At 44.8% G+C, this 22706-nt stretch carries 17 protein-coding genes; 7 read left to right on the forward strand and 10 right to left on the reverse strand.

Going from position 1 to position 22706, the window contains the following annotated elements:
- Positions 1 to 19 precede the first annotated feature (19 nt).
- Complete coding sequence (metA, locus tag SPICA_RS07505) at positions 20 to 934, forward strand: homoserine O-acetyltransferase MetA (RefSeq protein ID WP_013968929.1); 915 nt, start codon at positions 20 to 22, stop codon at positions 932 to 934.
- On the opposite strand, the gene SPICA_RS07510 is transcribed toward metA, so the two are convergent.
- The 6 genes from SPICA_RS07510 to SPICA_RS07535 form a co-directional block, all read right to left on the reverse strand.
- The gene (locus SPICA_RS07510) at positions 910 to 3651 is read right to left on the reverse strand and encodes an ATP-dependent RNA helicase (RefSeq protein WP_013968930.1); all 2742 of its coding nucleotides are present in this window, start codon (positions 3649 to 3651) and stop codon (positions 910 to 912) included. The two genes, metA and SPICA_RS07510, sit on opposite strands and share 25 nt — an antisense overlap.
- A gap of 15 nt (positions 3652 to 3666) precedes the next feature.
- Entirely contained in the window at positions 3667 to 4560 is an 894-nt protein-coding gene (locus SPICA_RS07515) for a hypothetical protein (protein ID WP_013968931.1), read from the reverse strand.
- 8 nt (positions 4561 to 4568) lie between these two features.
- Positions 4569 to 5282 (reverse strand): hypothetical protein, encoded by a 714-nt coding sequence (locus SPICA_RS07520; protein ID WP_013968932.1) that lies wholly within the window; start codon positions 5280 to 5282, stop codon positions 4569 to 4571.
- On the reverse strand, positions 5272 to 7269 hold the full coding sequence (gene ligA / locus SPICA_RS07525) for an NAD-dependent DNA ligase LigA (RefSeq protein WP_013968933.1): 1998 nt from the start codon (positions 7267 to 7269) through the stop codon (positions 5272 to 5274). Before ligA ends, SPICA_RS07520 begins: the two co-directional genes overlap by 11 nt.
- Entirely contained in the window at positions 7269 to 7964 is a 696-nt protein-coding gene (trmB, locus tag SPICA_RS07530; protein WP_013968934.1) for a tRNA (guanosine(46)-N7)-methyltransferase TrmB, read from the reverse strand. The genes ligA and trmB overlap by 1 nt, the downstream gene beginning before the upstream one ends.
- Positions 7965 to 8027: 63 nt before the next feature.
- Positions 8028 to 8696: a hypothetical protein gene (locus tag SPICA_RS07535; protein WP_013968935.1), complete on the reverse strand. Its 669-nt coding sequence runs from the start codon at positions 8694 to 8696 to the stop codon at positions 8028 to 8030.
- A gap of 54 nt (positions 8697 to 8750) precedes the next feature.
- On the opposite strand from SPICA_RS07535, the gene SPICA_RS07540 reads away from it, so the two are divergent.
- From SPICA_RS07540 to SPICA_RS07550, 3 genes are read left to right on the forward strand one after another with little or no spacing between them, the layout of a single operon-like run.
- Positions 8751 to 10142: a deoxyribodipyrimidine photo-lyase gene (locus SPICA_RS07540; protein WP_013968936.1), complete on the forward strand. Its 1392-nt coding sequence runs from the start codon at positions 8751 to 8753 to the stop codon at positions 10140 to 10142.
- A 22-nt stretch (positions 10143 to 10164) separates the two neighbouring features.
- Positions 10165 to 10470 (forward strand): glutaredoxin family protein, encoded by a 306-nt coding sequence (locus SPICA_RS07545; protein ID WP_013968937.1) that lies wholly within the window; start codon positions 10165 to 10167, stop codon positions 10468 to 10470.
- Positions 10471 to 10523: 53 nt separating this feature from the next.
- Positions 10524 to 10871, forward strand: a complete 348-nt coding sequence (locus SPICA_RS07550) for a ferredoxin-thioredoxin reductase catalytic domain-containing protein (RefSeq protein WP_013968938.1) — start codon at positions 10524 to 10526, stop codon at positions 10869 to 10871.
- Here SPICA_RS07550 and SPICA_RS07555 read toward each other — a convergent pair.
- Positions 10855 to 12021, reverse strand: coding sequence for a DUF8084 family protein (locus SPICA_RS07555; RefSeq protein WP_013968939.1), 1167 nt, complete (start codon positions 12019 to 12021; stop codon positions 10855 to 10857). The two genes, SPICA_RS07550 and SPICA_RS07555, sit on opposite strands and share 17 nt — an antisense overlap.
- 79 nt (positions 12022 to 12100) lie before the next feature.
- On the opposite strand from SPICA_RS07555, the gene SPICA_RS07560 reads away from it, so the two are divergent.
- Complete coding sequence (locus SPICA_RS07560; RefSeq protein ID WP_013968940.1) at positions 12101 to 14062, forward strand: hypothetical protein; 1962 nt, start codon at positions 12101 to 12103, stop codon at positions 14060 to 14062.
- Positions 14063 to 14069: 7 nt separating this feature from the next.
- On the opposite strand, the gene SPICA_RS07565 is transcribed toward SPICA_RS07560, so the two are convergent.
- From SPICA_RS07565 to SPICA_RS07575, 3 genes are all read right to left on the reverse strand, one after another.
- Positions 14070 to 15128 (reverse strand): hypothetical protein, encoded by a 1059-nt coding sequence (locus tag SPICA_RS07565; RefSeq protein ID WP_041396178.1) that lies wholly within the window; start codon positions 15126 to 15128, stop codon positions 14070 to 14072.
- Between the two features lie 113 nt (positions 15129 to 15241).
- Positions 15242 to 15889: a hypothetical protein gene (locus SPICA_RS07570; protein WP_013968942.1), complete on the reverse strand. Its 648-nt coding sequence runs from the start codon at positions 15887 to 15889 to the stop codon at positions 15242 to 15244.
- 16 nt (positions 15890 to 15905) lie between these two features.
- Positions 15906 to 16193 (reverse strand): DUF503 domain-containing protein, encoded by a 288-nt coding sequence (locus SPICA_RS07575; RefSeq protein WP_013968943.1) that lies wholly within the window; start codon positions 16191 to 16193, stop codon positions 15906 to 15908.
- Positions 16194 to 16249: 56 nt separating this feature from the next.
- Between SPICA_RS07575 and SPICA_RS07580 the strand changes: the two genes are divergently transcribed.
- Positions 16250 to 21235 (forward strand): hypothetical protein, encoded by a 4986-nt coding sequence (locus SPICA_RS07580; protein ID WP_013968944.1) that lies wholly within the window; start codon positions 16250 to 16252, stop codon positions 21233 to 21235.
- A gap of 71 nt (positions 21236 to 21306) precedes the next feature.
- A complete protein-coding gene (locus SPICA_RS07585; protein WP_013968945.1) occupies positions 21307 to 22698 on the forward strand; it encodes a hypothetical protein in 1392 nt (463 codons plus the stop codon).
- Positions 22699 to 22706: the final 8 nt, after the last annotated feature.

A 22706-nucleotide genomic window follows, 5' to 3' on the forward strand; every position in this document is an offset into this window, starting at 1 on the left:
TTTTACTCAGGAGTTAACCATGCCGATTAAGATCCCCGCAGCCCTGCCTGCCTATGAAACGCTCAAACAGGAAAATGTCTTTGTTATGACCGAAGCTCGGGCGGAACATCAGGATATACGGCCCCTGCAGATTGCTATAGTAAACCTGATGCCCACCACGATCGATACGGAAATACAACTACTCCGGCTTTTAGGAAATACTCCCATTCAGGTTGATGTAACCCTGCTCCGTATGGGGAGCCATGAGTCCCGCAATGCGCCGCCGGGACATCTGGAACGGTTTTATGTTACTTTCGAGCAGGTGATGCATAACCGGTATGATGGGCTTATTATTACCGGTGCTCCTGTGGAAACCTTACCCTTTGAGGAAGTGGATTACTGGGATGAACTCGTATCGGTAATTGATTACAGCCACGATCATGTGTGGTCAACCCTCCATATCTGCTGGGGTGCCCAGGCAGGTTTGTACCGACGTTATGGTATAGAAAAACAACAACTACCGGAAAAGCTTTTTGGTATCTTTCCCCATAAGGTTCATAATCCGCGAAATATGCTGTTTCGTGGTTTTGATGATGAATTCCTTGCTCCTCAGTCACGGCATACGGAAAGTATTCAGGAGACTATCCGCAAGCATCCGGCTTTATCGGTAGAATCGGAGAGTGATGATGCGGGGATTTTTATCGTTACTGCCCGGGAGGGGAGGGAAATTTATGTAACCGGTCACCTGGAATACGATCCCCTTACCCTGGATAAGGAATACCGGCGGGATGTCGCCAAGGGACTACCCATCAGGGTACCCCGAAATTACTATCCCGATGATGATCCTGCCCGCCCACCGGTAGTCCGCTGGCGGGCCCATGCACACCTGTTTTTCTCGAACTGGATAAACTATGTATATCAGGAGACCCCCTATGATTTGGCAACTCTGGAATGAACCTGGGTGTGCGCCGGGGCATGGCTTGGGTCTTCAGGCCAGTCATGTTTGGGATAGCGGCCTCGCATCTCCTTTCGTACTTCGGCGTAGGAACCGGTCCAAAAATGGCCTAAATCTCGGGTTATCTGGATAGGACGGCCCGCTGGAGAAAGCAATTCAAAGGTAAGCGGTATACCCATAATAAGGGGAGATTCTGATAAACCGTAGACTTCCTGAATTTTAAGGGATACTATCGGTTCCCCCGAGTGATAATCGATCCAGCGGGCCGTCCCTGCAGGACTGATAAAGAGGGGTGGAACGGACTCATCCAGATGGTGGAGCGCTGTCCAGCCAAGTCGTTCTGTAAGGGCATGGTAGAGGGAACTTGCGGTGATAATAGGACCTGAGCCGTTTGATTTCCCATTCCATATAAAGGGTCCAAGCCATTCATCTGCCTCGGCAATGAGACTTTCATCGGTCCACTGGCGGCTCCGCTGTGGTCCATCTTCACCGCTTTGATGCTGAATCCAAAAACGAATTCTGTCGAGCAGCTGGCGGGCTGTGGCTTTCTGCCGTGGACCATGATGAGGCTGTTGCCCCCTGAGCTGTTGACTTCCTGTATAGGCTTCGGCCTCTTCGTCCCAGGGAAGAATATCCAAGCCCTCCCGTTTGAGGAGAGCAGGTAGAGCTCCTTTTAGCTCGGCAGGATCACATTTTCTAATTTCTTCCCGGATCACCAGACGCCCTGCCATTGTGGTTTCCCGTGCTTTTGGGACGAGCCCGTTCCAGATAATGCTGAGTTCTTTTGAAACATGGGGTGCAAGCAGTTCCATGGCCAGAGGCTCTGGAAGAGGCGCGGCCAGATAGATGACACCGTTGCGATCTCCCGCATCCATATCGGGGGCTACAACCCATTCGCTATGGATGAGCCTTCCCCGTAGGCTAGCTTCTCGGCCTGACATAAAACGATAGACACCGCTCTCCTGTCGTTTACCAATCCTATCAGGGAAAGCCCGTGCGAGGAGTTCACCAGCCTCTTCCATCATCGCTTGAGTACAATGAAAAAATTGTCCACTGGTATCTTTGTTAAAGCTCTGATTTTTAGTACCCGATGGCATGCTTTGTGTAGTCTCAGTTTCCTGTGTTGTATGGTGCTCGTGGCGGCCGAGTCGGTTCAGTATATCCTCTGCCAGGTCAATAACAAATCTGAATCGGACCCGCTGAGAGGCATCAGAAAAAGCTTCCAGCCTGAGCCGGATATCCGCTTCGTTTTCTATGCCCGAAGGATCCCGTTCAGAAAGCAGGGCCGCCAGGACAGCTCCTAGAACGGGGTTTCCCCCTTCCAGACCTGCCAGAGCAAGCATGGCAAGCCGAGGGTGCAGCGCCAGATAGGCTATCTGTTTGCCCCTTTGGGTGGGCTTGCCTTGCCTGTCAAGGGCTCCCAGATCTATGAGCAGTTGTTTCGCCCCATCCCAGGCCGGGCGGGGCGGCATTTCAAGCCAGGGAAGGTTCTCCGGTTCAGCGGCTCCCCAGAGGGCGCATTCCAGAACCAGCGAAGCCAGGTCGAGCCTGCGGATTTCCGGTTCTGCAAAGGCAGGCCGTTCATCCTGGGGAGCCCAGAGGCGGATGCAGCGGCCCGGACCAAGCCGCCCCGCCCGGCCCCGCCGCTGGTCGACCGATTGGGTGCTGGCCAGATCCAGGCTTAAACGGTCCATACCAGTCCTCAGATGGTATCGTTGAAGCCGTACCAGGCCTGTGTCTACCACAATGGATACGTCCGGTACGGTAAGGCTTGTTTCGGCAATGTTAGTCGACAAAATGATCCGCCCCTTTCCAGGCCCAGCTCCCTGGAGAACCCGCCGCTGTTCAGCTAATGGTAGGCTCCCATGAAGGGGGAGCACTTCCCACTCAGGCCCAACATCACCAAGCACCTCTACCACAGATCGAATTTCACCTTTACCCGGAAGAAAGACAAGGATGGCCGGCTTATGTTGGCTGTCCAAGCCCTTTGCAGCGTCCCTTTGGTGGCTGACATAGGATGAACCCCTGGATCCGCCCTGGGTGGTCATTTCATCAATAAGATTATGAAGGGTTCTTGCACAGCATTGGACCGTCGACTCGCCTATTTTTAGGGATTGGTACTCGGTTTCGATGGGGAACAGGTTCCCGGGACACTCCAGTATGGGGACCCGATCTGGCCCTTCTCTGCCCTCGCTTTCATTGATCCGTTCTGCTATGGCGCCACAGTCCAGCGTTGCTGACATGACCAGAATCTTAAGATCCGACTTAATCCGGCACAGATCCAGCACGAGAGCAAAGGAAAGGTCCGTAAAAAGGGATCGTTCATGAAATTCATCAAAAATAATGGTGGAGACCCCAGGCAGTTCAGGATTGCTCTGGAGGCGACGGACTAAAAGCCCTTCGGTGAGCACTTCTATTCTGGTGGCTGCCGATACACGACGTTCCATACGGACCGCATAGCCCACAGTTTGACCAACCGGTTCTTCCAGGAGTTCGGCCATGCGGTTTGCGATGCCTATGGCGGCGATACGCCGGGGTTCCAGCATGACGATTGAACCGGGTTGTTCCAAGAGGGCTAAAGGAACCAGGGTAGATTTACCGCTTCCGGGCTCAGATCGAAGGATGAGCCGCCTCTTTTCTTGGAGGGTTCTGACAATGTCGGGAAGCCATGGAACCAGCGGTAGGGCGGTTTGTGAGAGTCGTTCCTGTATCGTCATGAAGCAACCCAAGGACTAAAAGGGAAACCGTTCCCGCAGGGTAAGTCCTCCGGTCTGTTCTACGCGGAGTTCATACCGATCTCCTGTATTAACCCGTTTATGCAGGGCACTGCCATACAAGGACCGGACGATACCTGCAGGACGGGCACTGGTATCGGAACTAATCAGCTGAACCAGTTCCTTAAGCCGTTCCCGGTATACCTCGGGAGCAATGCCGTAAATATCCTCATCAGCTCGGTGGAACATATAGGGAATTCCTTTGCTGTCTATGCCTCCTAGGCTGATTCCGTTTATTTGGGGAACCTGGTCACTGAACACCCGGTAGGGGATGGCAATATTAACCCTGCGGCCTGCGGCAATTTCAGAATAATCAAAATTGAGGACTATCGCATCAATATAAATATCCCGACCGTCGATGCTGATGGTTCTGGTTTCGGCGATGCTATTCTGATTTTCTGGATCGAAATAGGTAATTTCAAAGGTGGTCCGGTCATTCTGGGTAGATAGCACCCTGATTTCTGCAATCTTAAGGCTCCGCTCCAGATTGCGTAGGACGGTCTGCAATTCTTTAATCCGGCTTGCGGCTTCTATGGAAGCTTCCACTTTTCGGATCGTTTCACCTATAGCAACGACCGAAACGGAAAGTACCGCTGCAATAAGCAACACCGGCAGATTAGCGGCCAGGCTTGCAAAGAGACGCCCTAAAGCTTCGGTGCACACAAACAATTTCTGAGCCGGTCCAAACTTGGTCCCTGCAGCCAGGGCAAGGAGCCGTTCCCGATGCAAAGCCCGGGCTAAAACAAATACCAGCAGCAGTATCAGAAGGCTCCCATCAATAATATACCCTATAGGAGTAGAAACAAGAAACAAAATCGCGGAGGATACTTTTTTAACCAATTCTAGGGCCATACATCACCTCATTCGTTAAGGATTTCTATTCCACCGTCGGTATGAACCACCAGGGAATACACGGTGCCTATTTCAAATTGCCGCAATTGTTTGATATCGTGGACAGCGTTGCCAAAATAATTGAGGAGTTTGCCCCCAGGGTTCGTTGCTGTCCTGGAACCATAGAGCCCTTCGGCAGTTTTTAATTTAATGAACAACTCTTTTAACAGCTGCCGTTTCTGAACATCCAGCTGAGCTGAATCATAGATCCCGGGCATATCATTAAAATCGTAGTAATACAGCAGGTTGGTGCCGCCCCGGGGAGCTACCGCATTGGTAAAGGCCCGCACCGGGAATACCAGGGCTCCCGTCTTAAGGGAAACCACAAGGGAATCGATATAGAGTTCACTGCCATTCCAGGAGCGTTCAAAAGACGCAATTTCTTTCCCGTCGGCATTATAGAATTTAAAACGGGCCGAAATTTCCATATCGCTTCTTGAAAGAACCATGAAGCGGAGGGGCACGGTGGTCATTTTGACAGCCTCTATTGAGGTTTCCAGGTCCTGAATTATTTTCTGCTGCCGCTGCAAAAAAAGGCCGGCAGCAACAGCAAAGGCTATCAGGCAAAGAATAAGGAGGGCTATGATGGTTTTAAGTATACTTAAGGCACCCCTCTTCCGCGTTTTCCGGAACTTCCACCGGGTCTGGTCGGTTTTCACATCCTGTTGTACATTAGTTTTCAAAAAGATCCCCCTGAAGCGCCTTTCCTGATTCGGTTTTGAGCTTCTTGGTTTGTATACTGGCCCCTTTGAAAAAAGCCGCTTGCGCCGGATTTTGAAGCATTTCTAGAAATTGTTCCTCATTGATGACTGGAATTCCCAATTCTTGGGCTTTCTGGTTCTTGCTCGATCCCGAACCGGGATCATTGGTAACCAGGAATGAGAGATCCTTTACAACTGAACTTTTAGCCTGAGCCCCTAGGGCCTTGATTTTTTCTTCTGCTTCGGACCGTTTCATGGTCCGCAATTCTCCGGTAAAACAAAAGGAATAGCCCTTAAGCACCTGGGATTCCTCTAAAGGTGGTGAGGCAATGCTAATAATGCCTGTAGCAAGGACTGCATCCATATCGTCTCGGGTTTCAGTTAAGCCCTCTACAATGGTTCGGGCGGTTATTTCTCCGAGGCCATAAATCTGGGACAGGTCTTCCACTGTGGCGGAGCGGAGCTTTTCCATGGTATTGTATCCTGCCGATATAACCCGTTCCATGATAAGCTCTCCAACGCCATCAAAATCAAAACCGGCAATAAAGGTCGTCAGGGACAAGGTCCGGGGAGTCATGAGGTGCCGGATAACCTTTTTAGCAGAAAGGTCTCCCATTCGATCCATGGCAGAAAGTTCCGCTTCGGTGAGGCTATAGAGATCAGCAATGCGGGTAAGGCGGCCCGACTCATAGAGACGCTGGAGTAGCTTATCCCCGAATTCCCGTATATCAAGAACGGAGATCCATTTTTCAATCCGGTGATGAATCCGTTTTGGGCATTGAAGATTGGGACAATAGAGCCGAGTTCCTCCATCGACCAGATGGGTGCCGCAGGTACTGCAGATTTCAGGCAGGGTGATCTCTTGCAGGGTATTTGGATCAATCTGATTCAGGGCACTCATAGCAAGGCCCTCAATTTTTGGGATGATTTCACCCCGTTTTACTACCCGTACAGGACTTCCAATTTTCAGTCCCAGGGCCCGGATCATGTCGGGATTGTTCAGGTTTGCCCGTTGAACAGTGGTTCCCGCAAGTCGTACTGGATCCACAATGCCAATAGGGGTATAGGTTGAACCGGATTCACTCCATTCAACAGCCCGTAAAATGCTAACCGCTTCTTCCAGATCAAATTTAAAAGCAATCTGCCGCTCAGGCCGTGCCCGTCGTAAATCGGCCATATCGGTCTTTTGGTCCTTAACAACTAACCCATCGATATCATAGGGGAGCTTGTCCCGCTGGGCAGCCACTTCTTCCCGGAAGCGAATGATTGCTTCGATATCCGTAAACACCTGCGCTGGGGTTACCATAAAGCCCCGCGCTTCAAGCCAGCGGATCTTTTCAAGTTCATCGGAAAAAAGGGTATCATTGGATGGGTCTGACACATCATAACAGACAAGTTCCAGATCCTCACAGCCAAGGCCATCTTTCCGCCGCATAATACCATTGGCGGCATTACGACAGTTAGCTTTGTCCTTGTATTTTGCTTGCCAGATAGCCCTTGGCATGAGAACTTCTCCCCGTACACCTCCGGAAAAAGGAATATCCAGTTTGAAGAGCACACCCTTCATCCGGCGGGCATTGGCTGTTATTTCATCACCGATGACTCCATCGCCTCGACTTACGGCTCGGACTAAATAGCCCTCTTCATATTGAAGCTCAAGGCTTGCACCATCAAGCTTGTATTGGACGACATAGGATGAGGCGGCGATTTTTAAGGCCCAAGTCCGGAATTCTGCTGGATTGGCAGCTTTCTCCTGACTGCCCATAGGAATAAGGTGGGCTGCCTTCGGGAAACCATCTACTGAATCCCGCCCTACCTGGGTAAAAATGGGGTTCGATGGGTCTAGACTGCGAAGTTCGTCCCAGAGGGCATCGAATTCGGCATCGGAAATTTCCGCTTCACCGTTGTAATAAGAAGCCTGGTACCGGCGAATGAGCCGCTCCAGGGTAGCAATCTGGTCCTGTTTCATCAGGTTTGGCTCCGTACCATATAAATTTCAGAGACCTTATGGGCCTTGTCCAGCCCTTTTTTCTCAAATTTCGTGAGGGGCCGCCATTTCTGCTGGGGAGCAAAGCCATCATAGGGATTTTCCAAGCCCGGGGTTGCAGAAAGCTCAGCCAAAGCCCACCTTCCATAATCGACCCAATCGGTGGCCATATAAAAATAAGCCCCCGGCTTCATACGGGACACCAAGAGGTCCGTAAAGGGCCGTTTGATAAGCCGCCGCTTGTGGTGCCGCTTTTTTGGCCAGGGGTCGGGAAAGAATACATGGAAAGCATCGACCGATTCGGGGGCCAACATATCCTGCAAAACTTCTACCGCATCATGTTCAACAATTCGGATATTCGTAAGCCCCCGCTGTTCAATTTCCCATAGGAGTTTCCCGACCCCTGGCCGATGCACTTCAATACCAAGATAATTTATATGAGGATTCTGCTCTGCTAACTGAGCCGTAGCAGAGCCCATACCAAAGCCAATTTCTATCACCACCGGATTGGGGTTTTTAAATAGGGTATTCAGGTCAAGGAGTCTTTTCTCATAGGGTATGCAGTACAGGGGTGAGAGCTTTTCATAGCTCCGCCGCTGGGCATCACTCATTCTTCCTGCTCGAAGTACAAAACTGCGAATGGGGCCGTGGGCAGTTTCTTTAAGCTGTTCTTCCATCAGAGATCTCCATTTATAAAATTAAGGGCACCTTTAAAAAACCACTCTTTTTAGAAGTCCCCTTCAGGGTTTTATTGACACTGTTTTTGTTATAGCCCCCACCTGTGCATCGGGATCTTCAGCCCAGAGAGCAATGTCGGTGGTTGCCGTTGAAAGCCCCAACCCCTTTAGATTACCTGAAAGGCTAGAAAGCGGTATGGAACGTGTCATGGTTCCCTCCATGTCATAACACAGGAGGGTGTTTTTTGGATAAAAAGATATAACAGTAAAAGCATCTCCATTAATTATAAGCCGAGGGAATGGATACCTACTTTGCAGAGGTGCATCAAGGCCGATTGTTCTTTCAGCTCGTTCCCCGCCCAGATCGGTCAGGATAAGCCGGTAGAGGCCCCGGGGCAATGGTTGTCCATCAACCATAGTAAGGCGATGACTCCCTACCCAAAGTTGACCATCCTTGTTTACCGTAATCCACTCGGTAGATTTCAAAGTCCAGTATAACTGCTGTTCATCATTGATAATATAGAGACTATCCAGGTCTTCCTTACCATCCTCATCCTGGGCAAGAACAAAGAGGCTGAGCTGTTCCCTAATACCATCTGCATCCTCATTATAGATGAGCTTTAAAATATAGTTTTGAATTTGTGGAGCAGACCGGGAACAGGAAAGCAGGTTCAAATTGATGAATACAAAGGACAGCAAGACTATCGTTATACCCGGATGGTTTCGGTGCATAGTCTTATAATATCGACCTTGTCTTTTCCCTGCAAGGGTATATATTCTATAAGCATGCATAGAGCTCGGATCCACGAGTGCAACCGAAAAGAAGAACAGCCTGGCAGATATATCCTTTATTGGATGCAGGCTTCCATCAGGGGGCGAAGCAACTTGGCCCTCGATTACGCCGTAGAGGCTGCAAATCGCCGAGGGTTGCCCCTTATAACGGTCTTCTGCATCCAAGATAACTACCTTTCAGCTTCTCAAATTCACTACAAGTATCTTTTTGCGGGCCTCACCGAGGCACAGCAGAATTTAACAGAAAAAGGGATTGCCCTGTACCTTTATAAGGGGGATCCTATACAAATACTACCACTTCTGGCCCAGCATGCAGCCCTGGTAGTTCTTGATACGGGGTATCTGCGCCATCAGCGCATCTGGAGAACCAACCTAGGGTCAAGGCTTCCTTGTAGAACAATCTGGGTCGAATCCAATATTATCATACCCGTAGAAACCGCAAGTATTAAGGAAGAATGGTCAGCCTTTACCCTGCGCCGTAAAATCATCCCCCTTCTCGATGATTTTCTCGACCGCGCAACCGATGAAATCCCTCGATATTCCTCGTTGAATACAGACTTCCTTCCACATGTACCTGATCATTTTTCCCTGAACTTACCTAACCTTCTCAAGTATCCCCCAGGGACCTGTCCTAAAAGGATGGCTGAACAGACCATTACCGACATCCCGGGCCATCAGATAGCATTACAAAGGTTTTCAGACTTCCTTACAGCTCGTATCGATACTTATGAATCTGACCGAAATAATCCTCTCTTGAATGGCACATCACGGATGAGCGGAGCCCTGCATTTTGGTTTCATATCCCCCCTTGAAATGGCACTGACTCTACAGCAAGAACTGGGTCTGCACCGGATCTCTGCATGCAACCACCCAGGGGCGGCGGCATACCTGGAAGAATTAATCGTCCGCCGAGAATTGGCCATCAATTTTTGCTATTATAATAATGCCTATGATACCCCTGCAGGCCTTCCTTCCTGGGCCATTCAAACACTTACCGAAGGGAATTTACATCCTCGGCGACAGATATATAACCTTGAGAGTCTCGAAATGGCTCAAACCGATGACCCTTACTGGAATGCAGCTCAAAACCAGATGGTTCGGACCGGCTATATGCATGGTTATATGCGGATGTACTGGGGAAAACAGCTTATTGCATGGACTGGAGATTATGAAACCGCCATGAAATTTGCCATTTTACTGAATGATCAGTATTCTTTAGATGGGAGAGATCCCAATGGGTATGCTGGTATAGCATGGTGCTTCGGCAAACATGATAGGCCCTGGCAAGGGCGGCCAATCTATGGAACAGTACGGTATATGAATGCCGCTGGTCTTCGTAGAAAATTTGATGCCAACGCCTATGCTCAGGCCTATGTTTCATTATAAGAATATACATCAGGAGGATTACATGTTTGATTATGTGGAATATATTACGGTAGAAGGACCGAATAAAAACCATGATGTTGAGGTCTATGCCCTTTCTACCTGTGGTTTTTGCAAACGAGCTCTTGCTTTTTTACGTGACCAGGGGATTTCCCACCGCTACATTCATGTAGATCTGATTCCAATAGAGATAAAAAATAAAATAAAAGAAGCTCTCCATGATCAATTCAAGGAGCATGTATCCTTTCCCTTTGCAGTCATTGACGGCAAAACAACCCTTATTGGGTTTATAGAATCCGATTGGCGAAAAACTCTGCTGGATACCAAATAAAACAAATAAAATACGGTACTTCTTCAAACTATATTATTAATGAGGAACAAACTATGAAACCGAAGTCCATTGATGAAACCAAAACCTTTACAGAAATGGTTGCCCGGAAACAGGGTTGGGTCCTTACCAGGGATTCATCCCTGTATGATGATCTAGTACAGGGTTTAAACACCAATTGGAACCGGTATGGGTATTATCTCTGCCCCTGCAGGGATACGGATGGTTCCCGGGAAACTGACCAGGATATCATCTGCCCCTGTAAGTATGCAAAGGCAGACATAGCTGAATATGGACACTGCTACTGTTCGCTCTACTGGTCTCAATCCTTTGCTGTATCAGGGAAAAGTCCACAGGGGATCCCCGAACGGCGATTCCAAAAAGAAACTACAGATAGAAACTAAGGGTAATAATCGTTGTATCAGAGCTTTTAATCTGACTTACCAAAGACTCGAACTTAACCCCTACTTTTTCACAGGCTTCACTGAGGTAAGATAGATAATAGAGCCCCAGTTCCGTATCCGCACTACCTTCGGGGATCTCCTTGTAAAAATCGAAGAGACTTTTCTTTTTCAGGTCAGCAGATTTTTTGGAATCTATACTATCTTTAACAACCTGATATTCGTCTTCCTTATTATAAAGGGTGATCTGAAGTTTTCCCTGGGTGCCAATACTTGAACTGGTTCCACCAATTTTCCAAGAAACATAGACTAGATCATTCTTTTTTGTGAGTTCCTCAATAACCCTCATACGAATATTTTGATCAAAAAGAACTGCATTGGCATCTACTGTTCCCCGGTATAGACTAGCAGCTTCTCGGCGTAGATTAGTATTTTCTGCATTTACCGCCAGTTCAATAACCATGAGGGCTACATATTCGGCAATACGGGATTTTTCGATATACTCAGCCATAATGATTCTAATCTCTTTAATCAGATTCTCGAAATTTTCCACACCTCGAAATTTTAACAAGATAAACCAAATTATGGATCTTAAATTATTTAATAATTTTTCACTTAAAAAAAGTTGTACGTTTTTTTCCTCAGGAAGAAGATTAGAATTTTTTGTGATAGCTGAACGAATAGGAGCTAGAATCTCTTCTTTCAATTCATAAACTTGTTTTTCCTGTTCTTTAAGGTAATTTTGCAAAAAAGTCTCGTTAAATTTGGTTTTTTCGTCAATAATCGATGCAGGATTCATTCTATTCCACTTTTTTATTACCTCTGAAGCAAGAATTTTAGTGAAAAGTAAATTGCTAAACTGTCGATATAAAAGGCTATACAGGATAAGTTTACTCAAATCCATTACTTCCTGCCGGCGAGAAACAAACTCAGCCCGAGAAATTTCTATTTTTGATATATAATCAATTAATAAAAGGCGCTGAATGGCTGAGGGAACAAATTTATCCAGCAATAATCCATATTCTTCCACGTTATCGGCTAACTTAAACTTAGTTAATTTTTTGTTTTGCTTTATAAATACAGTAGTGCCCTCTTCTGACAGCACAATCTTAAGAGGCAGATCTAATACGGTTTTTCTTTCTTGATTTGACATATAACCTTATTATAACCGAGAGCCTGACTTCTGTCATCCCAATCTTGACGGTTTTTATAGGGACGACTATCTTATATCGATGCTGCACCAAAGGTACGCTATTATATTTTTTTATCTATATATAACATTCTTTTTTGCCTTTTCACATAATCTAGGAGCACAGACACAGGAGATACATCGTATAACAGTACGAGCAAGACAGGGGAACCAAGAAGCGCAACATGTTGCTAATTTAATTCAACAGGCAGATCAAATAGGCTTAACATATGAATTACGACCTTTACTCTCACAATATGGTAGCTTTGGAACATCTATTCAATTTGATTTCATCCAAGACAATACGGATACTAATAATATAGTCATTCTTGTTGCAGTCCCTCTTAGTTCAGAATTTGCCGTTACTGTAGTAGAAGATTTATTACTAGAAATAAGTAAAAATGCTATCAATGCTAACATTCGAATAGCTTTTGTCGCAGATGAAGCCAATGGACATCGCGGTTTAATTGAACAGCTCGATCAGTTTGATGATCCTGAATCTGTGGTTGTGCTCTATTTTGATCTTTTAGATGAAACAGGCCCTCTTTCTTTATACCAAGGTTCGCAAGGTTATATAAGTCCACTTCAATTACTTCACGAAGCTGTAAAAATAGGCAAAAAATATAAAATACCAATAAATATACCAGAACCATTTAATGAATTATTTCGCCTTAATGTACTAAAGGGAAATGAAGCTCTCGAGGTTATTCATGAAAGAGGATTTTCAGCAATTGTAATTACTAATCAAAGTCCTACTCGCACAGGACCTCTTTTAGATAAGAAAGATGTATCACGTTTTCTCAAAGATTATATTGAACACAGCCCCAAAGATACAGCCCTGTTTGATTTTCATTACACCATTCTTCATTTTAATAATAATTATTTTTTTATTGATGAAAAACACACCTTAATCATCGTTTTATGTAGTGTTTTTACTATCCTTCTCTTTTTTGCGATTAATTCTATCATATTTAGACGAAAAATAATAATATATTGGGTTATATTTTTACGCCGATCTTGGATACTGCTGCTGTATATCGGGTTATTACTTGGTTCATTGTATTTAAGCAGAATCTGCATATGGATCTGGCTAATGCTCTATGGCACTACCACTTCATTACCACTAACTGTGGTGATACTATTTCCCGTACTTTGGTTTTCTTTATTTTCTTTTATATCACCAATATTACAAAATATTACCATACCAAAGCGTTCTAGTTTCTATGGCCAGAGTGGAATACTTGTGATTTTATTTGGATTGCTACTAGCGATCACCATAGATATTTCTTTTATGCCAGTCTTCATCTGGGCCTTATTCTGGATATTTTTAGGATCACTGGTTCATAACTATTTTATAAACCTTCTTAGTTCATTACTTGCGCCGGTACAAATAATAATACTATACATTCTTACAGCTGTAAAAAACAATGCAATCTATCCTCTTTATATCTATCCATCGCAATTTCAAAATAGCCTAGTACTATCATTTATTGTTTTACCATTTATCTTGTTGTGGAAACGAACTATTTTACTTAGGATTCAAAAAAGCAAGCAAAGGTTACAACGAAATAAGTATGGAATAAGTAAAGCTATTTTTACTGTTGTTCTTCTTTTAGTAATTTTGAGCATAGGCCCTACTATTATATCAACAAATAACAAAGATAAAGATGTTACAACGAATAGTGATACACCACTATTTAGTACCAATCTTTCAAGCACTTCATTTTTAAATCAAAAAACTATTTCAATCATGCTGAAAGCAAAAACAACTATAGATCGTTATCAGATATATGTATTAAAAAATGACGTACAAAATATTTCCTTAATAGAAAGTACCATACCATTTGCAAAAACTGAAACGGGAGATTTGTATTCAGATCTCACAGGGTATCCAGATACTCATTTTACCTTTGACATACTTTTGCCAAAAAACGAAAAACTATCTATTAGGATTATTGGAAAATTCGGACATAATATAACAGAATATTTGCTAACAATCCCTTAATTACTTTTTATTCAAGAGCCAGCTTAATTTCTTCCACATGAGAAGTGATATCTTGTTCAATAGCTTTTCGAGCTTCTATAAGGGCAGATTGTATGGCGGCGGATTCGGTGCCCCCCTGACCTTTAATCGAAATAAGCGGTCTCGCGATTACGATCCTACCATCACTTCGGATGATACGTAACAGCGTCCGGGCTGTACTGGTAAATATGTTATATTTTTTTCCATTAAAAACCATTTGTCGAGGTGCATCATATTGGATATCGGCTAAAACCAAGTATGACACACTGATTCCACCTAAAGTACAAGCCTTTTGAATTGCTTCAAAATTCCCTTGCAAGGCGGCAAAAAATATTATTGGATCCAAAGTTGATGCTGCAGGCAAGAGCTCAAGGCCAGTGCCATTCAAAGCCCTACCGATGCTATCTATAAGAGATGCGGCAGCCCCCATAGTTAGTGAGCCTGCAGACTGTTCATCAGCCGGCCTTTCAGAGGCAAAGATGCGGGCTGTTCGAGCAGGTACAATATAGGTAAAATCTCGGTGGATTTCAGGGAAAGCTTTTGTTTTACCTCGGTTAGAAATGACTAGCATCGCCCTAATGAGCACGGGCTTATCGGTCCGGCTAATACTTCGGACTATGGTTGACGCAACACCATGTGAATCGGTAGCACTTGTAAGAGTAATATCCCCCATACCATTTACAAAGGAAAAATGGATTGGCGCATCGGCCACCACCGCTTTGCCATAGTCATAATTTATCAGCAACCGGACTACAGGCATAATACCTATGCCCTTCGCAAGGTCCTGAATATTCCCAGACCGCTGGGTACCATCTTCTTTTATCCATTCATCTCCCGCTTCCATTGAAAACCGAGCGCTAATCTCAGTGATTTTTTGATCCGCCCACCATACTAGTTCTCTACGGCGGGCATTACGTTTTGCATCGGTTTCCGCTTTAGCTTCATCATTTAACGCAAGAATACCAACAAGATGTTTTAAAGCTTCTATAGGATGATTGGTATCCAATGCATTCTGAGATGCCTGGATAAGGCTCTCCATAGATGTCATTACATCCTGCTCTTGTTCGGAATATATGTTGATACTTAACCATAACAACAAGAATAGAACGAACACTTGTTTCATAGGGCTATGCATACAAAGGCACTCCATAGCTACTCATGTTACTCTTTCCAAGACAATCGAAGCTCAACTGGTTCAGGACTTAAGACGAGATCGGATACAGATGATGTATATCGGACCGTAGTACCTGTTACGGTTGCTTGGCCTATTTTCCCACTAGCAGACACTAAAGGGGGCGAAGGATAGGTAAAGCGTACATCTATAGTATAGCCTGTAAATATGGTATGCACTAGGTTTTCCAAGTCCTTATCGACATTTTTAATACCCTTGACAAGGACCATACTCATGACTCTATTATCCCCCTCTGATATAAGTTTTACTGATTGACCAGATGCATCGAGGAACCCCATAAGAGCTTCCAAATTTGCAAAGGCAAGCTCAGCTTTAACGATAACATTCTTTTGGTCCTGGCTCAAACTATAGGAATTTAAGGTAAGCCCCGGCACACGGCTCAGTGTTCGTTCAAAATCGGTACGACTTACCGGCAGGGGAAGTTGCTTTTCATTACCATCGAGCTTACCCAGTGCTTCAAACATCCGGGAAAGCCTGTATTCTAGCTGGATTGTACCGGAACCATTCTGACGAATAGTAACAGTTGAGTTTAATCCGATACAGGAAGTGAATGATAATACTACAAGAACGCCAAGACTTAATAAACCAATTTTATATAACTTCATAGAAAGCTTCATAAAATCACTCCTTTTATCAAAATTCTTCTGAATAAATCTGAACATCCTGAATACGCACAGGTGCTTCATGTTCAATCATGGTAAAGGCCTTGTTTAACACCGACTCACCAAAGGATCTTGAATTAGATACTAAGGCTCCTCCAATATGGGCAAAAGAAAGGGAATCCTGTAAATCCACCTCGGCGGCACTGATATGAAATTGTCGATGTAATTTATCTTTAATAGATCTAACAATTTTCCGCTTATCCTTTATACTTTCCACATCGGGAATTTCAAAGATCAGCTGTATCATTGAAACGACCATACTAACACCTCCCTGGCTGTAGACCAGGTAATCTTGTAGTATACTATACACTATTCATGGGACCTTTGCGAAGCACCAGTCATTACTTATTAAAAACACTACTCGCTATCTTCATAATCGGTTTATTATTGGTAAACGGCACTTTTACCCTTTGGGCTCAACAAGAAGATACTACCAATCATAATGATATAAGAAATCGAGAATTCATCTTCGCCGAAGAGGCGCCAGCAACACTCTTTAATCTTTCAAGAAACGATGAGTCGGTAAAACTAGCAATTCAGGGTAATTGGGAAACGGGCATAACAGCTCAAGAAGGCATTGCCCTTACCGAGCTTGGTCTTCAGGCTGCAACTACGAATAATCCTCTGCTTTTTACCCAAACGGTGGATCTCACCTTAAGCTTATGGATCAAAGATCACTGGTTCGTAGAAGCAAGCTTTCTAGATGATTATGAACTCAATACGTATCGAGCAGGATATCAGGGCTCAGAGGAAGAACCATTGCAATATCTGGGAATCGGTAACACGGGTCTAGATTTTCCCCGTTTTCCTTATTTAGATATGGGTGGATCAAGTACTTCTTCATTCGGCATGTATAATAAATGGAAATTTACATTTCATAATGATACAAATCCTTCCCAACCAAGCACGCTCATCCTTCATGGTATCCTTCGATATGATAGCGCCAAGTTACAAGAAAAAAACTATATCGGAAATCGAGAGATTACAACAGAAACAATTAATGTATCGGAAATGATCCGAGGTTATTCCTTTGTTCTCCCCGATACAGACCTGGACACAGTGCCAGTTCTTTATATCGAAGATTCTTCGGGAGATCAGGTTGATGAAAATGGTAGTCGCTGGCGCCTGGCAAAAACTTCTGAATATGCCGCCAGTGCCCGTGATGGCATCATCGAAATAACCAATGCTTCGGTCCTTGCGGTGGGTAGGCGGCTTGCGGTGGCATACAGAAAAAGTAACATCGACAAGCCTTGGGAAACCAGTCTTGGAACTTACGGTAATACATCCACGGCTGGCAGCGGCTTTCTTGGCACAGTACAGGAGTACTTTAATACCTCCTCAGGTACCAAAATCATCCTCCGGGATTATCCTCAGCCGGGCCAGAAGGACCAGGGTAAACTAAAAACCGACAATAACAAACCCGCTACGGTAACCATTGGCGGAATACCGGCTCTAGTCATCTGGGAAGGGGGAACCTTTTCGCCCTTTGAACGGCTCAGCCGGTATCGTATACAGACTGGTTCATCAAGCACGGTAAAACTTATAAACACTGCTACTGGAACAGAAAACCGCGACTTTACCATGGAATCAGCTTCTAGTTTGATACACACCGAAGGTTCATCAACAAGTGCATCCACCGCTCTCTATGAATTGGTAACTGCCAATGGTACCTACGATCCTCGTAGTCCAGAGAGTTGTTGGCCCTTAGTGAAAGTATATCCTGAGCTATATCTACCAGCATCAAAAGCTACAAGTATCAATGTACAGATTCTCATAACAACCTATGGCAGTCCTGGAGTATTTTCTATCGGGACCAATGTACTCCCTGGATCGGTGCAGGTATATCGTAATGGATTACCGGATCCTTTGGTACGTTATAATGCTGAGACAGGCGAAGTTGTGTTATCAAATAAGCCACAACCATATGAACACATACGAATACAATATTTACAACGAACCGAGGAACGCCGATTTGGAAGCCTTGCGGCTGGACTTGGAGCCCAATACACAAGTGGGGGCCCCTTTTCTGCAGATTTGGCCATAGGACTCCGTTGGAATGTAAACCCTGAAGCCTTTTCTGAGGGTGATACTACAAGTCCTGGGACGGTAGGTCTCAGTGGGGCCTTAAAATGGAATTGGGAACATCTTTCCATTCAGACCACCGCGGGGCTTTTATACCGGCAGGAGGATACAACCGGTTTATACCGTATCCTCGGTATGGAAGGGAGCCAATATGCTGAATCTTTCCCGACTACAGGTTTTTACCAGAGCCCGGTGCCGACAAGTCTGAACGATTTTCTTGCCACATCTCCAACACTCACCAGCAGTAATCAGGCCCCGCTGGTATACCGTTCCTATACTTCAACGGATATTCTCGGCATCAGTACCCTGAATGACATTTCCTGGTCCGGAGCCCGAGTGATATCCGACAAAACCGGCCCTTACCTGGTACAGGACAACACCCTCGATACCAGGGTACTTGTGGGTGAGGCAACCTATAGCGATGAAACCTTCTGGGCCGGTTTTCAGCTGCCCCTGGAACATGCGGCAAGCGCCTTAGCCGGTGCTCGAAAGATTACCATTCCCTACCGATTTTATGATGTACCTTCATCTCTCAACGGTATTACTGTTAAGGTCTACCTTCAAATAGGAGCCCTCGATGGCGCTACATCCACAACCACCACCAGCACAGAAAGCACCATTAACCTAACGGGCTGGGAAAACAGCGCCCTGGTCCTCACGGTTCCCCTCTTTGACAGCACTTCACCTTCTGTCGGAGTCTTGCCAACCCAATGGCAGACCGCCACCATCACCTTAAGCGACACCGACCGGCGGGCCCTGGCCAATGCCCGCTCTATGCGGCTTGTGGTGGTTACCGGCGGCACCGATTACCAGTTTCGCACCCGCATACTCCTGGGCCCGCCGGTGGTCAGCGGTACCAGTATGAGGCCTATTATCGTAAGTGGAGGTCAGCCACTCTCAGCCATTACCGATACAGCACAATCGGTAGATGCAGCCGAAGTAGGTGACCCGATGCTCCGGAACCGGTTTCGTGATACTATTGATACTTTGCACCCCGAAGGGAATGTTCAACGGGTCCTGGAAGTGCATTTTTCCGATTTACTGAACGCAACTGGAGTCGGAGTGGATAGCCGAATTGCCCTGCCATTCCTGGGAAACTATCGGACACTGCAACTCTTTGTCAGGGGTCCCAAAGCGACTAATTACGATCAGAATACTATGCAAAATGGAGTGTTGTCCCTGGTTATAGCCCAGGACTCAGATTCATTTTCCAGCCCTATACTGAGAGCAAGGATTCCCATCGCAGTATTCACTGCCGATGAATGGTCTAAGGTGGAAATCCGCTACAACGACCAAAATCCTCAGGTCCTTGTGGACGGTGCAGTGATATCAGGTGCCTTGGTTACCTTTGATGCAGTACAGGGGGCCTCTCCTAGTCAGCGTAGCGGAGACCAGACCTACCAGTATCTCGCGGTATATCTTTTACCGCCTGCTAACAACGAAGCACTACCTAATGGGACCTTCGCAATCGATGAAATCCTTTTAACAGAACCTGTCGCCAGCTTTCAGGGGCACTCTGGGATCTATGCACAATGGACCAATCAGGGCCCCCTCATAACCATAAGGAACATACCAGTCCTTTCGAACCTAAATCTTGCTAGTTATTCCGAAGGCTTCTACCAAAGCCCGATAGAAGCCCCCTATCCCACAACTTTTGGCAATGTGAGTAACCAAACAAAAACTACATTTTCCCTGTTATGGATTCCCATTGAACTGTATGGAGGGATTACGTTGAATTCATATGATATGGCGTGGAATGGTGGACATAAAATAACCCTCCCCATAGGCCCTATTCAAGTAATCGATGATTATGATGTTTCCCAGACTTCATACAATCATCAAAATACAATTTCTATAGATATACATACATCTTCAACAAAAACCCCCTTGCTTTTCACAAGTCTTTCAGCAACATCTGCTCAAGAAGATCTAGTAGTACAGCGTGCCTGGAATATTACCCAAAAGGGATTCTACAAACGTTTTTTTCTGGAAAGCTCAGGGGATCTTACCTATAAACATACTACAGATACCTATTTTTCAAACAGCAATACAACCTATATTCAAACTTGGAATCACAGCCTATCAGATTTAACTCCCGATGTAGGGACAACAGAAAATAATCGATCATCCTCTCTACGACTTAAAGGTGGACTTACCCCTCAAACATTTGGATTCATAACAGATGCTATATTCACCTCCAATGCTAAAAAGTCACTTATTTCAACAGAGCAAGGTTTAACACATCGTCTTTCATTTCCCTTCTCAATTCAATCTATCAAAGGAATTCTAGAACATACGAGACAAACGAACCAAACCATCACTGAATATGGTATTGATATTACTAGTGATCTCTATCAGTATACTAACTTTATTAAAAACACCTATAACCTGTATATATTACCCCCTGGTTATTCCCTATTAACCCAAAACCTTGAAAACATGATGAATAGGAGCCAGCAAAACCAGGGCGATACGTTTAGAAGGCTTACCTTTACTGATACGATAAGTTTCTCCTTGCAGTTGCCATCACCCACAGGTCCCTGGGGATTATTATTCCCCGCTAAGACGCAAACTAAAGTATCACGGATAGGGGATCTTCATTACACAAGCTATACAGACAAGCTGTCTTGGGACAGTACTATTTCCGCTTCAGCGGTTAATCTTTTTGGCTCCTATGGATATACTCCGATGTTCTCCTTCTATCGGGATGATGAATACACACAACAATTAAATCTGAATGTTTCATGGGTAGATAGAGAACTTTCTGCTTGGAAAACCGGAATTCATCAAACCGCAGATTTTTATGGTTTTTCTGGCTCTACCCTAGAAGTAAGCCATATATTGTATTTAATGCAAACGGGATGGTCCGATTCGTTAAGTCTTTCCTGGGCTCATCCAGCACCGAAAAGCCTGTTAGGAGTACTTTTTAAGGGAATCATAGCTACAAATACATTCCAAAAAGCACTGCCAGCTGTGATATCATATTCAGAAACTGCCCCAGAACTAATACAAAAGGAATCTCTCGAAACTAAAATTGATTCAAATTCATCAAATGATTCATTAATATGGGATACAACTGCACGTCATGAGTCTATACTACGAATTAAAAATCAACTGAATATTACCGCCTTTGGAAGTGTTGCATATTCGCAGAATATAACAGAAAATACCTTTACCCTTATTGGTAGTACGGGAATCTATATTAAAATTCAATTCTGACAATTTTAATTATATTGATACTGGTTTTTCTTAAATGATGATATATAATTTGATTGTACGGAGGAGAGCATATGAGAAGAATTGTTATATTCATATTTATCATATCATGTACATTTATACATTTTGGTGCAACTGAAGAAAATAACAATCAAAACCCCTTTGGTTTTAAATTTGAATTAGGTTTAGGTACGGAGACCTTACCGATTGATCCAAAGGCTCCTTTAGAAAGCACGAACCTTGCAACCTATCAAAAATTATCTTTAAAACCGGATATCTCCTTTGGGAAAATCGGAGTTGGCCTAGACGTAACAGTACATTTTAATATTAAACCGGGGCAAGATGGAAGCGATATTGAAGTTTATGAACCAGATTGGATTCCCGAAAAAGCAGATAAAACATTCTTAGAGTTATATTTACCGAAATTTGCATATATTCGTTATGGTCAAAAGGGTGATGCCTTATTTGCCAAATTCGGATCTTTTGATGATGGAACCCTTGGCAATGGTTTTATCATGGGGAATTATTCTAATACACGGTTTCTCCCAGAAACAAGGATTTTTGGTGGTGCCCTTGATATAGATGGGCAGTTTTTTAATTTTCCCTATTTAGGTATTGAAACCTTTGTTGGCAACCTTGCAAAATTTGATGTTGTTGGAAGCCGTCTTTATGTCCGGCCCTTTGCTGGAACCGAATACCCCTTACTTAAACACCTGCAGGTTGGAGCTACCGTAGCATCAGATACGGATCCGCTCCGCTATGCAAGTGAAGCTTTTAAAAGTGCTATCGGTACGGCAGATACGGTTACCATAGCAGGCCTGGACACAAAACTGCCGGTTCTTAATACTCCTGTCGTAAGTATGGCAGCTTTTTCAGATTTAGCATTTGAACCAAAGGGTCGTTGGGGGTCTATGGCTGGTGTTGGGGGGAAATTGATTAATATGGTGCTCTATGGAGCACAACTAAGACTCTTAGGCCCAGACTTTATTCCAACCTATTTTGATGGATCCTATGATTTGTTCAGACACCTTAAATATGCAGCCCTTCAGGAAGATGCTGCCGGTTCAATATATGCAGGATGGCTTGCAAGCATCGGTTTTTCATTATTATCCGATGCGATTATATTTCAGACTTCTCTTGATGGCCCCTTTAAAGCACCACCATCTGAACTGGGTAGTATAAATGATTATCCACATCTGCGGGGAGTATTCACTATTGCTGAAGGATTACTTGCTGGATTCTCTTTCGATGCACTGTACGAGAAATATTACCTTGGTGCTCCGAGCCCTGTTGGTAGCGGTAATTTTTGGAAAGACTTAGTAAGCCAAGAAAACGCTGTTATTGGTGCTAAATTTAACTACAGAACAGGCCCGGCAATCATAAGCCTTTTATATAATCTGCGTTATGATCCACAATCTGGAGACTATGTGGTTACCTCAAGCCTTATGAGCGCAATTCAGTTTTAATTACAGGA

Source organism: Gracilinema caldarium DSM 7334 (genome assembly GCF_000219725.1).
Lineage (GTDB): Bacteria > Spirochaetota > Spirochaetia > Treponematales > Breznakiellaceae > Gracilinema > Gracilinema caldarium.

Excerpts from the sequence above, each read along its gene's own strand:
- SPICA_RS07560 (WP_013968940.1), top strand. The coding sequence starts at position 12,101 with ATGCTGCACCAAAGGTACGCTATTATATTTTTTTATCTATATATAACA.
- SPICA_RS07555 (WP_013968939.1), bottom strand. The coding sequence starts at position 12,021 with ATGTCAAATCAAGAAAGAAAAACCGTATTAGATCTGCCTCTTAAGATT.
- SPICA_RS07545 (WP_013968937.1), top strand. The coding sequence starts at position 10,165 with ATGTTTGATTATGTGGAATATATTACGGTAGAAGGACCGAATAAAAAC.
- SPICA_RS07535 (WP_013968935.1), bottom strand. The coding sequence starts at position 8,696 with ATGCACCGAAACCATCCGGGTATAACGATAGTCTTGCTGTCCTTTGTA.
- SPICA_RS07575 (WP_013968943.1), bottom strand. The coding sequence starts at position 16,193 with ATGGTCGTTTCAATGATACAGCTGATCTTTGAAATTCCCGATGTGGAA.
- SPICA_RS07550 (WP_013968938.1), top strand. The coding sequence starts at position 10,524 with ATGAAACCGAAGTCCATTGATGAAACCAAAACCTTTACAGAAATGGTT.
- ligA (WP_013968933.1), bottom strand. The coding sequence starts at position 7,269 with ATGAAACAGGACCAGATTGCTACCCTGGAGCGGCTCATTCGCCGGTAC.
- metA (WP_013968929.1), top strand. The coding sequence starts at position 20 with ATGCCGATTAAGATCCCCGCAGCCCTGCCTGCCTATGAAACGCTCAAA.
- SPICA_RS07570 (WP_013968942.1), bottom strand. The coding sequence starts at position 15,889 with ATGAAGCTTTCTATGAAGTTATATAAAATTGGTTTATTAAGTCTTGGC.
- SPICA_RS07510 (WP_013968930.1), bottom strand. The coding sequence starts at position 3,651 with ATGACGATACAGGAACGACTCTCACAAACCGCCCTACCGCTGGTTCCA.
- SPICA_RS07585 (WP_013968945.1), top strand. The coding sequence starts at position 21,307 with ATGAGAAGAATTGTTATATTCATATTTATCATATCATGTACATTTATA.
- SPICA_RS07540 (WP_013968936.1), top strand. The coding sequence starts at position 8,751 with ATGCATAGAGCTCGGATCCACGAGTGCAACCGAAAAGAAGAACAGCCT.
- SPICA_RS07565 (WP_041396178.1), bottom strand. The coding sequence starts at position 15,128 with ATGACATCTATGGAGAGCCTTATCCAGGCATCTCAGAATGCATTGGAT.
- SPICA_RS07515 (WP_013968931.1), bottom strand. The coding sequence starts at position 4,560 with ATGGCCCTAGAATTGGTTAAAAAAGTATCCTCCGCGATTTTGTTTCTT.
- trmB (WP_013968934.1), bottom strand. The coding sequence starts at position 7,964 with ATGGAAGAACAGCTTAAAGAAACTGCCCACGGCCCCATTCGCAGTTTT.
- SPICA_RS07580 (WP_013968944.1), top strand. The coding sequence starts at position 16,250 with ATGGGACCTTTGCGAAGCACCAGTCATTACTTATTAAAAACACTACTC.